The following is a 13,566-nucleotide window of genomic DNA, read 5'->3' on the forward strand; positions in this document are numbered from 1 at the left end:
TGAAGCAGAACGGCGCCGGCGTGGTCGCCACGGACGCGGGGTGGAACGGCTCGATCGCCGCGGGCGGCAGCACCACCTTCGGCTTCCAGGCCACCGGCGGGACAGCGCCACCGACGCTGACCTGCACGCCCACCTGAGCGCCACCGCCCACCGGATCTCCCCGCGCTACGTCTACGACCCGGCCGACGTGCCGCATCGGCACGATGACCTAGGTCGTCGTGCCGACGGCGCATCCTCATTGCGCGGTGGGTTGGCACAGGTGGCAGCTGCCGGGATGATGGGCGGATTGGATGCGCCGATCATCCCGGGGGAGTGGCAGCCTGTGCGAGCGTGTGTTGTCGGGGCGGGACCTGGGGGGATCGTCACCGCCAAGGTGTTGCTGGAGCACGGCTTCGACGTCACGGTCTTCGACAAGTACCAGCGGGTCGGCGGGATCTGGTCCCCGGGTGGCTGCTACGACGGGCTGGCCAACCAGTCCGCACGCCGCATCTTCGAGTTCGCGGACCTGCCCAACCGCCTGCACTTCGCCGGCGCCGTGGACACCCAGCGCTATCTGGAGGACTACGCCGAGACCTTCGGCGTGCTGGATCGCCTCCGGCCGGGCACCGAGGTGATCTCCATCCGGCCGGTGGACGGGCCCGGACGGGTGGGCGCCTCCGGGTGGTCGGTCGACTCCCGGGCCGCCGGGGACGAGGCGGCGCAGGTTCGTCGCGAAACGTTCGACTACGTCGTGGTCGCCAGCGGGGCCCATCATCACGTCCGGCTGCCCGACCTGCCCGGACGTGAGTTGTTCGGCGGAACCGTGCTGCACTCCAACGAGGTGCGGGCCGGGACGTTCGCCGGCCGGCGGGTGGTCGTCGTGGGCGGCGGCAAGTCCGCACTGGACCTGGTCACCCGCGCCGGGCGCGAGGCAGCCTCGGCCACGATCGTGCAGCGCAAGGTGAACTGGATGGTCCCCGAACGGTTCCTGCTCGGTCTGGTCGGCTACAAGTGGATCCTGTTCACCCGGTTCGGTGAGGCGCTGCTGCCTCGTTACCACGACCCGGCCTGCGTCCGCCCGATCGACCGCGTCAACGACCGGGGCAAGCGAGCCCTGTGGTGGCTCATCACCCGCGACACGCTGATCTCCACGGGGCTGCACCGGCTGCCGAAGGAGCTGCGGCCCGCTCACCCGCTCCCCTTCCACCTGGCACACGCCGGAGTGATGCCACGCGGCTACGCACGGGCCGTCCGTCGCGGCCTGATCGCCGCCAACGTCAGCGCTGTCGAGGCGTATACCGACCAGGGGCTGCGCCTGGCGACCGGCGAGGAAGTGGCGGCGGATGTCATCGTGTTCGCCACCGGGCACCACAAGATCTTCCCGTTCCTGGATCCGGACGTGCAGGTGCACGATCCCGCCGGGCGGATACGCCTCTACCGGGGCATCGTGCCACCCGGCGCCGACCGGCTGGGATTCGTCGGATTCCGGCAGGTCTTCAACAACATCATGGGCGTGGAACTCACCGCGCACTGGCTGGCCCGCCACTTCCGGTCGGCACTGCGCACCGCCCCGAGCGAGCAGGAGATGCAGCAGGGCGTCGACGCTCGCCTGACCTGGCAGGAGCGGGTGCTTCCGGGCTCCGGTGGCTACGACTTCGGCCCCTACGACATCCACTGCGCGGACGAACTCATGCACGACATGGGTCTACCGTCCCGCCGCGCCGGCAACCTGTTGGCCGAATACCTGCTTCCGGCCGGACTCGCACACCGCTACGCGGGCCTGACCGGCTCGAATTCCGCGACTCGACGACGGCGGACCCGCCGTCCGCGTGCCCGGTGGGCTGGTGGCCGGGTTGCGGGCCGGTGACTACCTGTTCATCCAGTTCGGCATCAACGACGGTGACCGGAACTGCCCGCGCCACGTCGGCCCGGCGCGCTACCAAAGCCTGCTCACCACCGTGGTCGACGCCGCCAGGCCACCCACGTTCCCGGCGAGTTGGCTGCTCCGGTCGGTGTGTTGGCCGCCGTGGACGGCAGGGCAGCAGCCCGGCGGCCGGGCCCGGCCGGACGCGCCTGGCGAGGACGGCTTCTCGCCAGGCGCGCGCGGGTCAGGCGGGGTTGTCCAACGTCAAAGCCGTGCAGCGGACGCCGCCGCCGCCCTTGCGGAGTTCCCGGGTTTCCAGCTCCACCACCGTCAAGCCCGTGGCTCGCAGGTCCGCGGCCAGCCGGGGCGCGCCGCTCGTCATCGTGACCGTGCGGCCGTCGCTGATCAGGTTCAGGGCGAAGGCCGCCGCTTCGGCCGGGGACACCTCGATCAGCTCCATGCCCAGCCCGCGCAGTCTGCGCAGGCTCGCGGTGTCGAGCGCCTCCGGGTTGTAGGCCAGCATCCGGCCCGGGTGGATCACCGCCACCGCCAGGTCGAGGTCGTACCAGCGGGGGCTCGTCGTGCGCAGGCCGACGATCTCGCAGCCGAGGTGGCGCGCGAGCGTGCGGAACGCCCGCGCGTCGGTGCGCCGGCCGTGGGCCGCGAGCAGCAGGTCTCCGCAGGCCAGGGCGTCGCCCTGGCCGCTGAACGCGTAGCGCGTCTCGGCGACCTCGAACCCGTGGTTTTCCAGCCAGGCCCGGTAGTGCGGCGTTTCCGCGGCCCGTTCGGGCGGCAGCGTGGCGAGCACGGCGCGGTCGCCGCGGACGACGGCCGCGTTGGCCGTGTACGTCATGTCGGGGCACGACGGGTCCGCGTCGACGAACTCCACCTTGCGCCCGGCCGCGAGGTGCGCCGCGACGATGTCGTCGTGTTCGGCGACGGCGGCCTCGAGGTCGGGCTGGACGCCGACGTGCATGTAGGGGTTGATTTCGTAGTCGATCCGGAAGTACCTCGCGGAACACATCAGCAACCGGCGGTGGGACACGGGGGATTCGCCGGCGGCGTACGGGGCCGCGATGGAGACGGTGCTGGTCATGGTCGCTCGTTTCGTCGGGTGGGCGGTACGGGTGTCGAAGCGGCCGGGGGCGGGGGAGCCCGGCCGGGCTTCGGCTGTACCGCCGGCCCACCGCGCCCGGACGTGCGACAGCGGACGTCCGGGGAGGCGGCGAAACGAGCGAGTTCGGTCAGCCCAGGCCGCGCAGGCGGAACAGCTCGATCGTCATGAGGTAGTCCGGCTGTGAGCGGGCCTCGTCGAGCCGCTGGGCGACGGTCGAGGCCGACGGGACCGGACGCATCGCCGCGGTCACGGCGCGCACCAACTTGGTGATCATTCCTACTCCGTTCCACCATTTCCCCGGCCGGGGCTCCGGTCCGGGAGTCATCAGGGTGCCCGGGAGCGTGGCCACGCGTCTGGCCAGATCCGGACAGCATCGCCGTCGTGGCGGCGGCAACGGGACGGGACACGGGTCGCACCCCGATCAGCGGTTGGCGTTCAGGAACCCGATGACGACGGCGCCCCACCAGCACAGCTGCGAGATCGCGGTCGCGAGGCCGCCGCGGAGGAGCAGCCGGGCCGGCACGGGTTCTTCGACGAAAGCCAGCTGCCTGCCCAGCCGCGCGACGTGCACGCCGTTGACGGTGAGAACGACCACGAGGCCGAGTTTCACCAGCGTGGCGGGGGAGCCGAGGTCCGGTTCGAGCAGCGCGCCGCTGCCGACCAGCCCGGTCAGGCCGGCCCAGACCAGCAGGTGCAGCCGGGAAGTGCTGCGGACGGCCTCGGCGAACGTCGTGCGGCGCAGCGCCCACAGGGCGAAGAAGTAGTCGGCGACGAGGACCGCGCCGAGGCCGAGAACCAGGGACGCGAGGTGCGCGAACAACGCGACGTCGTGCCACGCCGGGCTCAGGTGCACTCGCGCCGACAACCAGATCGCGACGATGAGGAGCATGATCGAAGCAGCCATGACGAGATAGGCCGGGTAGTGTCGGAAACCGTTCGGCTTCGTCACCACGAGCGACGGGTTGCCCCGCCGCGGCCGGACCGGAGTGCCGGACGGCCGGCCGTGCTCCGCGGCCTGGCCGGGCCGTTCGGGGACCGGGAGCCGTACGGGGATGCCGTTGTCGAGCATGTCCTGTCCTTCCAGAGAAAGGCTGCGAAGCGGGTTCGGCCGGAAACGGCACGGGAGGAAGTCCGGCCGGGGTCCGTGGAAAACCCATCCGGGTGCCCTGCTGATTACAGGCCATGGCGGACTTGGCTGGGAGCTTTGTCCGGAAAGGACAATCAATCGGCGGCCGGGACCGCGCGCGAGGAGACGCGGATCCGGTGAAAGGCGAAGCGGGAAAGGCGAAAGGCGGCCGTGTCGAAAGGCCGGCGCGCGACGCGGAAGGGCCGCGTCAAAAGCGGGAATGACGGCCAGGCGAACGCGGCGGAGCGGACGGCCGCGGCAGCGCGGCGGATCCCGGCAAGGCCGGGAGGTACGCCCCGGACGCGGACACGGGGCGGGAAGGCGGAACGGGACGGTGGCGTCGTTGCCGGGCCGTCCCGATGTCACGTCAGGCGGACACGGGCCCGGCCATCGCGGAGAAGTCGTGACCGTGGGGCTCGATGGTGCTGAGGACGAAGTCGCGCACCGGTGGGGGGAGCCCGTGGCCCTCGAGGTACGGGTCGGCGTGCGTGAGCAGACCGGCGTCGGCGATCTCTTCGGCCAGCTCGTCCTGGCCGGCCGGCAGGGCATCCCTCGTGCCCGCCGGTGCCCGGGCGAGTTCCCCCAGCAGGTCCCTGGCCTGCGGGCTGAGCGTGTTGTAGGCAGATTCCAGCGACTGCCGCAGGGACAGGTCGCCGAGGCACAGCCAGTCCACGGTGTTGCCGTTGAGCCGCCACTCTTCGACGACCCGCCGCAGGGTCAGACGTGGCCGCGAGGCGATCTTGCGGAGCGCGAGGTCGAGGGCGAGCGGCAGGTCACCGCACATCTCGGCGAGGCGGGCACAGTCCCGGTCGGCGGCGGCGGCGAGGTGGGGGAGTGCTTCGGTGATCATCGCGATCGAGTCGCCGCGCGAAAGCGGCGCCAGCCGCAGCCTGCTGACGTCCCGCAGCCCCAGCAAACGCTTGCGGCCGACCAGCAGGGTCGTGCTCGTGGTGGTCTCGGCGAGCAGCGGACGCACCTGCTGTTCGTCCTGGACGTTGTCCAGCAGGACCACGAGGCGGCGTTCGGCCAGCAGCGTGCGGTACAGGCCGGCGCGGTGGTCGAACGTGCCGGCCAGCTGGTCGTCGTCGACGCCGAGCGCGCGCAGGAAGCCGTCGAGGATGGCGCCGGCTCCGGGGACGGGCGGCGCCCCGCCGCCGTGGCGGAGGCCGCCGAGGTCGGCGTAGAGCTGCCCGTCCGTCATCTCGGCCGCGATCGAATGGGCGTAGTGCAACGCGAGGTCGCTCTTGCCGACCCCGGCCGGGCCGCTGATCACCCGCGGCATGTCGCCGGGTGACCGCAGCCACGCCAGCTCGGTCGTCCGCCCCGTGAACCCCCTCGGCCTCAGCGGTAGCTGTGCCGGGTACGGCGGCGCGCCCCCGCGCCGCTGGAACAGCGACGGCCGTCTTCTGCGCCCCCCGAACGGGGGCTGCGGATAGCCGCTGGTGGCGGCGTGCCACTGCCGCCGCCACGCCTCGTGGTCGCCGCCGCACGCGGCGACGAACGCGAGGGTCACCTGCAGGGACGGCATCCGGTTGCCGCTCGCCGCGCTGGAGAGCACCGACGAAGAGAACATCGCCGACCGGGCCATTTCCCGGTAGGTCGGGTTACCGGCTCGTGCGCGCAACTCGCGTAATTCGCGAGCGAACTGGGTGGCGGTGCCGCCGGACGAGTTGACCGGCTTTTCTGGTCTGCCCATATGGATCACTTCCCCTCACCTACTCAGCGTCGCTGACGGCGGCTGCGTTCTCTTCCGCTGAACGGCGGTCCTGTTAGCCCATTCGTGCACAGTTCCTGACGCTTTGTTGATCAATTGTGGGCGATTCTCACGTCATTAGGGTGAATTGCGGGAATGCTGGACGGCCGCCCGCGCGAGGCGGGCGGCCGTGGTGGTTCGGGATGCGAGGCCCCGGCAAGGGATCGCGGCGGCTTCCTTCGGCGGAAGTCCGTCTTCGGCGAAAGTCCGTGCTCTGCCGAGGTTTCCGTCGCGAATGACCCACCCGGGACGCCGGAGGTCCCCGATGGGTCGGTCGCGACGGCCGGTTCGCGGCCGGGACGGATCAGACGGCGGCGACGCGGGGCCGGCGAGCCGTCATGCCGAGCAGGGCGCACAACGCCGCCACCAGCCCCAAGCCGCCGCACAGCCACCAGACCCCGTTGCCCAGCGCGATCCACGCGGCGACGCCGAACAGCGGGCCCAGCGCCATCCCCAGGCCGAAAGTCGCCTGGTGGGCACTGATGTAGCGCGCCTTGACGGCCGAGGGGAAGGTCGAGGGGTAGGCGAACATCGTCGGTCCGTTGATCATGATCCCGAAGACGAACACCACGGTGCACGCGACCAGTGCGACGGCCGAGCCGCCGCTGATGCCGAAGCCGGCGACCCCGAGGCCCATCAGGACGGTCCCGGCCGTGGCGGCGACGTGGCCCGGCCAGCGGGTGACGTAGGAGGTGATCTTCAGCTCGCACAGGATGAGCACGGCCGACGCGGTCACGAGCACGACGCTGTAGAGGCCGGTCGGGTGGCCTTCGGCGTTGATCTTGAGCGGCAGCGCGACGGTGTACTGGACGTAGATGATCGACCCGATCAGCACCGAAGCCAGGAAGAACCAGAACCGCCCGTCGCGCAGCAGCGTCGAGTACGCGGCGCGGGTGCCGCTCCGGGACGGCGTCGCCGCCGTCTCGCGCTCGATCCGGCGGTCGGGCAGCAGCCGGATCGCCAGCACCGCGTAGAGCAGGGCGGTGGTCGCGTCGAACCACAGCAGGAGGTTCCAGTCGAGCAGGATCAGCCCCGCGGCGATCAGCGGGCTGAGCGCCGCACCGAGGTTCAGGGCGATCCGCATCATCGAAAAGCCCATGACCCGGTCGTCGTCGGACATCAGCTCGCTCAGCAGGACGGCCGCCGCGGGCCGGTAGCTCTGGGTCGCCAGGCCGGCCAGCAGCAGCGCGATGCTCAGCGGGACGAGCAGCCCGGGGCGGCCGAACAGCGGGACGACGGCCAGGATCGCGGCCGAGCCGAACATCGCGGTGACGATGGTGGCCCGCGGGCCGATGCGGTGGACCAGTTCCCCGCCGGCCAGGCCGCCGAGGATCGAGCCGATGCTGTAGGCGGCGAGGACCACGCCCGCCTGTCCGGCGGAGAAGCCGCGGAAGACCAGGTACAGCACCATGAACGTCTGGACGAACGCGCCGAGCTGGTTGACCAGCACACCACCGAGCAGGTAGCGGACCGGCGTCGGGGTCCGGCGCAGGACGGCCAGCACGCCGGTGGGTTTTTCGGTGATCGGGGTCACGGCCGAGCCTCCAGGTGGCTTGCGAAAGGGGAGCGCCGCACCGTGATCGGGGGTGCCGGCTTCCTCATTGCAGCGGCTTGGCCGGTTGACCGGCAGAGTTGTCTCCGCCGGAAAATCAATTCGGACGTGATTCGGACCGCGCACCATTCGGAGAGTGACGCGGTTGTCGCGGAATTCGGCTTACCCGCGCCCGGCCGGACGCAGTGGTTACTGCATCCGGCCGGTTTCCGCGAATCAGAGGCCGACGACCAGCTCGTGGTCGATTTCGACGAAATCGGTGATCAGGTCGGCGAACTGGCCGGCGATCAGCTTCTGGTAGGCGGCCGAGCCGGTGTGGGCGTCGTAGGCGGCCTGGTCGGCGAAGTGCTCGACGAACAGCAGGTAGTCCTGCTTGGCGGGGTCGCGGTACACGCGGAAGGACACGGTGCCGTCCTCCTGCCCGGGACCGAGCGGCGCGAACTCGTGCACGAGCTGCTCGGCCTCGGCCTGCTTGCCGGGCTTGAGGGGGATCGGGAACACCTTCGCCAGCATGGGAAAGCCTCTCTGTAGTGCGGTGCGCGGGCGGCGCGCCGCCGGTCGGGGATCACTCTGCCGGGGGACGGCGGTGGCGTCTGGTCAGATCCGGACACGATCGGGGGAGCCGCGTACGGCGGCGTGCGGCATGTCCGGATGTGGCTAGCGCCGGCCGCGCCGGATCGCCTACACCTGGACCATGACGACTTTTTCGGCTGTGGTCACGACGGGCATCTACTGCCGTCCCGGGTGCGGGGCGAAGCCGCTGGCCGAGAACGTGCGGACCTTCGAGCTGGCCGCCGAGGCGGAGGCGGCCGGGTTCCGGGCGTGCCTGCGCTGCCGTCCGTACCGGATCGCCGGCCCGGTCGGCGCCGACGCGCCGGAGCTCGTCTGCCGGGCGGTGCAGCTGATCATCGCCGGGGCGCTGGACACCGGAACCGAGGCGGCGCTCGGCGCGCGGCTGGCGGTGTCCCCGCGGCACCTGCGCCGGCTCTTCCACGACCACCTCGGCGTGACGCCGGACCAGCTCGCCCGCTCCCGGCGCGCGCACTTCGCCCGCCGCCTGCTCGACGACTCCGACCTGACCGTCGCCGACGTCGCGTTCGCCTCCGGGTTCGGCAGCCTCCGCCAGTTCAACCGGGACATGAAGCTCGTCTTCCGCGCTTCGCCGGTCGAGCTGCGCAACCGGCGCCGCCGGGCCGACCGGCTCGCCGCGGACGGCGGGCTGATGATGCGGCTGCCGTTCGCGCCGCCCCTGCACTGGGACGCGCTGAGCTCGTACCTGGCCGAGCGCGCGGTGCCGGGCGTGGAATCGGTGCGCGACGGCGCCTACCGGCGCACGATCAGCCTCGACGGCGAGGCCGGCGTCCTGGAGGTGCGGCTCGGTGGCGGCGACCACCTGCTGCTGACCGCGCACATGCCGTTCTGGGAAGGCCTCATCCACGTCGTCGACCGGGTCGGCCGGATGTTCGGCGTCGACGCCGACACCGCGCCCGCCGAGGCCGCGCTCGCCGGTGACCCGGTGCTGGGACCGCTGCTGCGCGCGCGACCCGGGCTGCGGGTGCCCGGTGCCTGGGGCGCCTTCGAGGTCGCGGTCGAAGCCGTGCTGAGCCAGCACAGCGCCCGGGCACGGGTCCGGCGGCAGCTGGCCGCGCTGGTCGCCGCGGCGGGCCGGCCGGTCCCCGGACTCGAGCACGGGCTGACCCACCTCTTCCCGTCGGCCGAAACCCTCGCGGGGACGGACCTGGTGGCCGCCGGGCTGCCGCCGGCCACCGCGGCGACGCTGCGCGGGTTCGCCGCCGCGGTGGCCGAGGACGGGACCCTGCTCGACGCCGGCGTGAACCTGGCCGACTTCACCGCCGCGCTGACCGCGTTGCCCGGCGTCGGGGGGAGCGCCGCCCAGCAGATCGCCCTGCGGCTGGGCCACGCCGACGCCTTCCCCGGCGCCGACCGGACGATCTGCACGACGCTGCTCGCGAACGACATCCTCGACGACAGCGTCCGGCTGGCCGACGGATGGCACCCGTGGCGCGCCTTCGCCGCGTCCCACCTGATCGCCGCCGGCGTACCCGCGCTGGCGGCCTGACCGGATACCCGAGGAGAACGAGGAGAATGTCCATGGACAGCGCCCAGCGAGGGCTCGCCGAACAGCTGCGTGCCCTGCACCACGACCGCACGCTGGTGCTGCCGAATGCCTGGGACGCCGCCAGCGCGGCCCTCATCGCACAGGCCGGCGCCCCGGCGATCGCCACCACCAGCGGCGGGGTCGCCTGGTCGGCGGGGAAGCCCGACGGCCACGGCCTCACGCGCGAAGAGATGGCCGAACTCGTCGCCCGGATCGTGCGCGTCGTCGACGTCCCGGTGACCGCCGACATCGAAGGCGGCTACGGCCCGTCCCCCGAGGACGTCGCGAAGACCGTGCACCTGATCGTCGAGGCCGGTGCCGTCGGGATCAACCTGGAGGACTCGACCGCCCCGGGCGGGCCCCTGTTCGACGTCCCGGCGCAGGCCGGGCGGGTCCGCGCGGCCCGCGAAGCGGCGGCGGCGGCCGGGCTGCCCGAGCTGTGGATCAACATCCGCACCGACGTCCACCTGTTCGGCATCGGCGAAGCCGAGGGCCGGTTCGACGACGTCCTGACCCGGGCCGTCGCCTACGCGGAAGCGGGCGCGGACAGCCTCTTCGTGCCGGGCCTGGTCGACCTGGAGACCCTCGCCACCCTGGTCAAGGAGAGCCCGCTGCCGGTCAACGTGATGGTGTGGCCGGGCGCCCCGACGGTCGCCGAGCTGGTGGCGGTCGGCGTCCGCCGCGTCAGCGTCGGCACGGCGATCGCCCAGTCCGCCTACGCCGTCGCGCGGCGGGCCGCGGTGGAGCTGCTGGAGCACGGCACCTACGGCGCGCTGGCGGACGGGCTCGACTTCGGCACGGTCAACAGCGCCGTCACCGGCTAGTGCCGCACGTCTGAGGTTGCCGAGCGCGGCTCGGCACAGTGCCCGAGGCGGCCTTCGGTGCGTGACACGCACCGAAGGCCGCCTCGGGTTTTTTCGTGGCGGACCGGACGGCTCGCCCGCCCGGCTGGCCGTACCCGGAGCCGCCCTCGCGCCGGTGGTGCGCGGACCCCCCCGGCGCGTTTGCGTTCGCAACGCTGTCTACTTCATTTTCCGTGCCATTGATTTTCCTTCCTGGCCAACGGTTTCCATCAATTAAATCGATGGCTTGAATCACTTCCACGCGGCCGGACCGACTCCGCGATCCGCGTGTAGACCCCGAGGAAGTGATGTGATGACCGTTGTCGAGCCGTTGCCGGTGCGCCCGCCCGGCACCGCCGCGGAGATCCTGGCCAGGGCCCACGCGCTGGCCCCCGTCCTCCGTGACCGCGCCGAAGAGATCGAGCGGGCCCGGCGGCTGCCCGCGGACGTCGTGGACCTCCTGCGTGACACCGGGGTCTTCCGGATGGGGTTCTCCCGCGACCGGGGCGGCCCCGAGCTCACCTCGGCCGAACAGACCGAGGTGATCGAAGCCCTCGCCTACGGTGACGCCGGCGCGGGGTGGTGCGCGATGATCGGGTCGGACACCGGCCTCTACGCGTCGTTCCTGGACCGCGCCGTCGCGGCCGAAATGTTCCCCAGCCTGGACATGGCGACCGCGGGGCTGCTGTTCCCCAATGGCCGCGCGGAGATCGTCCCCGGCGGCTACCGGCTCACCGGCCGCTGGCAGTTCGGCAGCGGCGTCACGCACGCCGACTGGGTGGTCTCCGGAGCCTTCCTCTACCGCGACGGCCGGCCCGAACCCGGCGCCGACGGGTCCCCGCACGAGTCGATCCTGCTCATGGTGCCGAAGGCCGACGTCGAGGTCATCGACACCTGGCACACCACCGGCCTGGCGGGCAGCGGCAGCTGCGACTACGCGATCACCGACGTGTTCGTGCCCGCCGAGCACACGCTGACCTTCGGGCGCGTCCGCGGCGGATCGGGCCCGCTGGCCCAGCCCGAGGTGCACATGCGGAACATGCCGGGCGTCGCGCTCGGCGTCGCCCGCGCGGCCCTCGACCACGCCACGGACGCCGCCGTCGCCGCCGGGCGGGAGGACGACTACCGCACGCAGACCACCCTGGCCGACTGCGAAGGCGACTTCGCCGCCACGCGGCAGGGCGTCTACGGCGCACTGCGCCGCCAGCACGAAGTCCTCGTCGCGGGCGGCACCCTCGACGACCTCACGCCGCGCGAGCGAGCCGCGCTGCCGCTGTCCCGCCGGCACGCGTTCCGCACCGCCCGCTCGATCGTCACCCGCCTCTACGACCTGGTGCAGACCACCGCGATCTACCGGCCGTCGCCGCTGGACCGCTGGCTGCGCGACACCACCACGATGTGCCAGCACATCGTGGCGCAGGACCGGATCCTGCAGACCGCCGGTGCCCACCTCCTCGGTGGCCGGCCCGCGTTCCCGCTGGCCCTCGGCATCACCTCGAGCCGGCGCTGACCCCCTCGGACCCACCCGTCCCACCGAAGGAAGACACCCATGAAAAAGCTCCGGGCCGCCGTGTGCGCGGCCGCCGTGCTGGCCGTGACGCTCAGCGCGTGCAGCACCCCGGGCGGCACCACCGCCCCGCCGTCGCCCGACGGCGCCGCCGCGCCCGCCGCGGCGAACATCGACCGTGACGCGGTGGTCAGCTACAGCGAGACCGAACCGTCGAACCCGCTCGTGCCGGGCAACACCACCGAGGTCGGCGGGATCAGCGTGCTGGGCACGCTGTTCCGCGGGCTGATCGAGTACGACGGCAAGACGGCCGCCCCGCGCAACGCCGTCGCCGACTCGATCGCCACCACCGACTCGAAGGTCTGGACCATCAAGCTCAAGCCGGGCTGGACGTTCCACGACGGCACGCCGGTCACCGCGAAGAGCTTTGTCGACGCGTGGAACTACACCGCCCATTCCCCCAACCTGATGGCCGGCGCCAGCTACTTCTCGCACGTCGAGGGCTTCGCCCAGGTCAACAACGCGACGGCGGACGGCAAGCAGCCGTCGAACCTGCCCGCGGCCAAGGAACTGCCGGGCCTGAAGGTGCTCGACGACCGCACGTTCACCGTGACGCTCGACGCGCCGTTCTCCGAGTTCGGCGTCCAGCTCGGCTACGCGGCCTTCTTCCCGCTGCCGGCGAGCTTCTTCGCCGACCGCAAGGCCTTCGAGGCACACCCCGTCGGCAACGGGCCGTTCGAGTTCGGGTCCTACACCGCGGGCAAGAACCTGCTCGTCAAGCGCTTCGACGGCTTCGCCGGCGCGCAGAAGCCGAACATCGGCGGCATCGAGTTCCGCTTCTACACCGACCTCGACCAGGCCTACGCGGACGTCGTCGCGAACAAGCTCGACTTCCTGTCGTTCACCCCGTGGACCTCGACCCAGGGCGGCAAGATCAAAAAGGACCTGCCCGAGGACCGGCGCAAGGCCTACACCTACCTCGGCTACCAGGCGATCGCGTTCCCGCTGTTCGACAAGCGCTACGCCAGCCCCGAGTTCCGCAAGGCGATCTCCATGGCCATCGACCGGAAGACGCTGATCCAGCAGGTCTTCAACGGCGGCCGCACCCCGGCCGACGGCCTGGTCGCCCCGAACGTCCAGGGCCACCTCGACAACCAGTGCGGCGAGCTGTGCACCTACCAGCCGCAGAAGGCCAAGCAGCTCTTCGACGCCTCCGGGTTCACCGGTGACATCGAGCTGACGTCCAACATCGACTCCGGGAACCAGGAGTGGATGGAGGTCATCTGCCGGCAGATCCAGGAGTCGCTGGGCCGCACCTGCAAGTTCACCCCGCAGACCACCCTCGGCGACTTCCGCAAGCAGCTCAACAACCGGACCGTCACGGGCATCTACCGCTCGGCGTGGGTCGCGGACTACCCGTCGATCGAGAACTTCCTCAACCCGCTGTTCCGCACCGGTGCGGCTTCGAACGTCGGGCAGTACTCGAACCCGAAGGTCGACGAGCTGCTCAAGCAGGCCGACGCCGCGCCGTCCCAGCAGCAGGGCCAGGCGCTTTACCAGCAGGCCGAAAAGCTCGTCCTGCAGGACATGCCGACCATCCCGATCTGGTGGCAGTCCGGCACCGCGGCCTGGGCGACCCGGCTGCACAACGTCCAGCCCACCCAGTTCCGCGAGCTCGACCTGTTCAGCGTGACCGTCAGCAAGTAG

At 71.7% G+C, this 13,566-nt stretch carries 12 protein-coding genes; 6 read left to right on the plus strand and 6 right to left on the minus strand.

Features of this window, described 5'->3' with window-relative positions; translation table 11 throughout:
- Both ACLJQE_RS23795 and ACLJQE_RS23800 read left to right on the plus strand, forming a co-directional pair.
- A partial coding sequence (locus ACLJQE_RS23795; RefSeq protein WP_410641764.1) for a cellulose binding domain-containing protein occupies window positions 1-137 on the plus strand: 137 nt, incomplete at its 5' end.
- 140 nt (window positions 138-277) lie between these two features.
- The gene (locus tag ACLJQE_RS23800; protein ID WP_410641538.1) at window positions 278-1,846 is read left to right on the plus strand and encodes a flavin-containing monooxygenase; all 1,569 of its coding nucleotides are present in this window, start codon (window positions 278-280) and stop codon (window positions 1,844-1,846) included.
- A gap of 241 nt (window positions 1,847-2,087) precedes the next feature.
- Here the strand turns inward: ACLJQE_RS23800 and ACLJQE_RS23805 are convergent, their stop codons facing one another.
- The 6 genes from ACLJQE_RS23805 to ACLJQE_RS23830 form a co-directional block, all read right to left on the minus strand.
- Entirely contained in the window at window positions 2,088-2,939 is an 852-nt protein-coding gene (locus ACLJQE_RS23805) for a dimethylarginine dimethylaminohydrolase family protein (protein WP_410641539.1), read from the minus strand.
- 148 nt (window positions 2,940-3,087) lie between these two features.
- Window positions 3,088-3,234 (minus strand): hypothetical protein, encoded by a 147-nt coding sequence (locus ACLJQE_RS23810; protein WP_410641540.1) that lies wholly within the window; start codon window positions 3,232-3,234, stop codon window positions 3,088-3,090.
- A gap of 147 nt (window positions 3,235-3,381) precedes the next feature.
- Entirely contained in the window at window positions 3,382-4,029 is a 648-nt protein-coding gene (locus ACLJQE_RS23815; protein WP_410641541.1) for a hypothetical protein, read from the minus strand.
- 424 nt (window positions 4,030-4,453) lie between these two features.
- Window positions 4,454-5,782: a helix-turn-helix domain-containing protein gene (locus tag ACLJQE_RS23820; RefSeq protein WP_410641542.1), complete on the minus strand. Its 1,329-nt coding sequence runs from the start codon at window positions 5,780-5,782 to the stop codon at window positions 4,454-4,456.
- A 361-nt stretch (window positions 5,783-6,143) separates the two neighbouring features.
- The gene (locus ACLJQE_RS23825) at window positions 6,144-7,373 is read right to left on the minus strand and encodes an MFS transporter (protein WP_410641543.1); all 1,230 of its coding nucleotides are present in this window, start codon (window positions 7,371-7,373) and stop codon (window positions 6,144-6,146) included.
- Between the two features lie 234 nt (window positions 7,374-7,607).
- The gene (locus ACLJQE_RS23830; RefSeq protein WP_410641544.1) at window positions 7,608-7,904 is read right to left on the minus strand and encodes a putative quinol monooxygenase; all 297 of its coding nucleotides are present in this window, start codon (window positions 7,902-7,904) and stop codon (window positions 7,608-7,610) included.
- Window positions 7,905-8,085: 181 nt separating this feature from the next.
- Here ACLJQE_RS23830 and ACLJQE_RS23835 point away from each other — a divergent pair, with 181 nt between their 5' ends.
- From ACLJQE_RS23835 to ACLJQE_RS23850, 4 genes are all read left to right on the plus strand, one after another.
- Window positions 8,086-9,471 (plus strand): AlkA N-terminal domain-containing protein, encoded by a 1,386-nt coding sequence (locus tag ACLJQE_RS23835; protein ID WP_410641545.1) that lies wholly within the window; start codon window positions 8,086-8,088, stop codon window positions 9,469-9,471.
- Between the two features lie 32 nt (window positions 9,472-9,503).
- Window positions 9,504-10,334 carry an isocitrate lyase/phosphoenolpyruvate mutase family protein gene (locus ACLJQE_RS23840; RefSeq protein WP_410641546.1) on the plus strand — a complete coding sequence of 277 codons (831 nt, stop codon included), beginning with the start codon at window positions 9,504-9,506 and terminating at the stop codon, window positions 10,332-10,334.
- Between the two features lie 331 nt (window positions 10,335-10,665).
- A complete protein-coding gene (locus ACLJQE_RS23845; RefSeq protein ID WP_410641547.1) occupies window positions 10,666-11,862 on the plus strand; it encodes an acyl-CoA dehydrogenase family protein in 1,197 nt (398 codons plus the stop codon).
- A 39-nt stretch (window positions 11,863-11,901) separates the two neighbouring features.
- Window positions 11,902-13,566, plus strand: a complete 1,665-nt coding sequence (locus ACLJQE_RS23850) for an ABC transporter substrate-binding protein (RefSeq protein ID WP_410641548.1) — start codon at window positions 11,902-11,904, stop codon at window positions 13,564-13,566.

The organism is Amycolatopsis sp. lyj-346 (assembly GCF_046548975.1).
In the GTDB taxonomy this organism is placed as follows: Bacteria; Actinomycetota; Actinomycetes; order Mycobacteriales; family Pseudonocardiaceae; genus Amycolatopsis.

What these genes read in the sequence shown, in the direction of transcription:
- ACLJQE_RS23800 (WP_410641538.1), top strand. Translation starts at nt 278, where the DNA reads ATGGGCGGATTGGATGCGCCGATCATCCCGGGGGAGTGGCAGCCTGTG.
- ACLJQE_RS23805 (WP_410641539.1), bottom strand. Translation starts at nt 2,939, where the DNA reads ATGACCAGCACCGTCTCCATCGCGGCCCCGTACGCCGCCGGCGAATCC.
- ACLJQE_RS23810 (WP_410641540.1), bottom strand. Translation starts at nt 3,234, where the DNA reads ATGATCACCAAGTTGGTGCGCGCCGTGACCGCGGCGATGCGTCCGGTC.
- ACLJQE_RS23815 (WP_410641541.1), bottom strand. Translation starts at nt 4,029, where the DNA reads ATGCTCGACAACGGCATCCCCGTACGGCTCCCGGTCCCCGAACGGCCC.
- ACLJQE_RS23820 (WP_410641542.1), bottom strand. Translation starts at nt 5,782, where the DNA reads ATGGGCAGACCAGAAAAGCCGGTCAACTCGTCCGGCGGCACCGCCACC.
- ACLJQE_RS23830 (WP_410641544.1), bottom strand. Translation starts at nt 7,904, where the DNA reads ATGCTGGCGAAGGTGTTCCCGATCCCCCTCAAGCCCGGCAAGCAGGCC.
- ACLJQE_RS23835 (WP_410641545.1), top strand. Translation starts at nt 8,086, where the DNA reads ATGACGACTTTTTCGGCTGTGGTCACGACGGGCATCTACTGCCGTCCC.
- ACLJQE_RS23840 (WP_410641546.1), top strand. Translation starts at nt 9,504, where the DNA reads ATGGACAGCGCCCAGCGAGGGCTCGCCGAACAGCTGCGTGCCCTGCAC.
- ACLJQE_RS23845 (WP_410641547.1), top strand. Translation starts at nt 10,666, where the DNA reads ATGACCGTTGTCGAGCCGTTGCCGGTGCGCCCGCCCGGCACCGCCGCG.
- ACLJQE_RS23850 (WP_410641548.1), top strand. Translation starts at nt 11,902, where the DNA reads ATGAAAAAGCTCCGGGCCGCCGTGTGCGCGGCCGCCGTGCTGGCCGTG.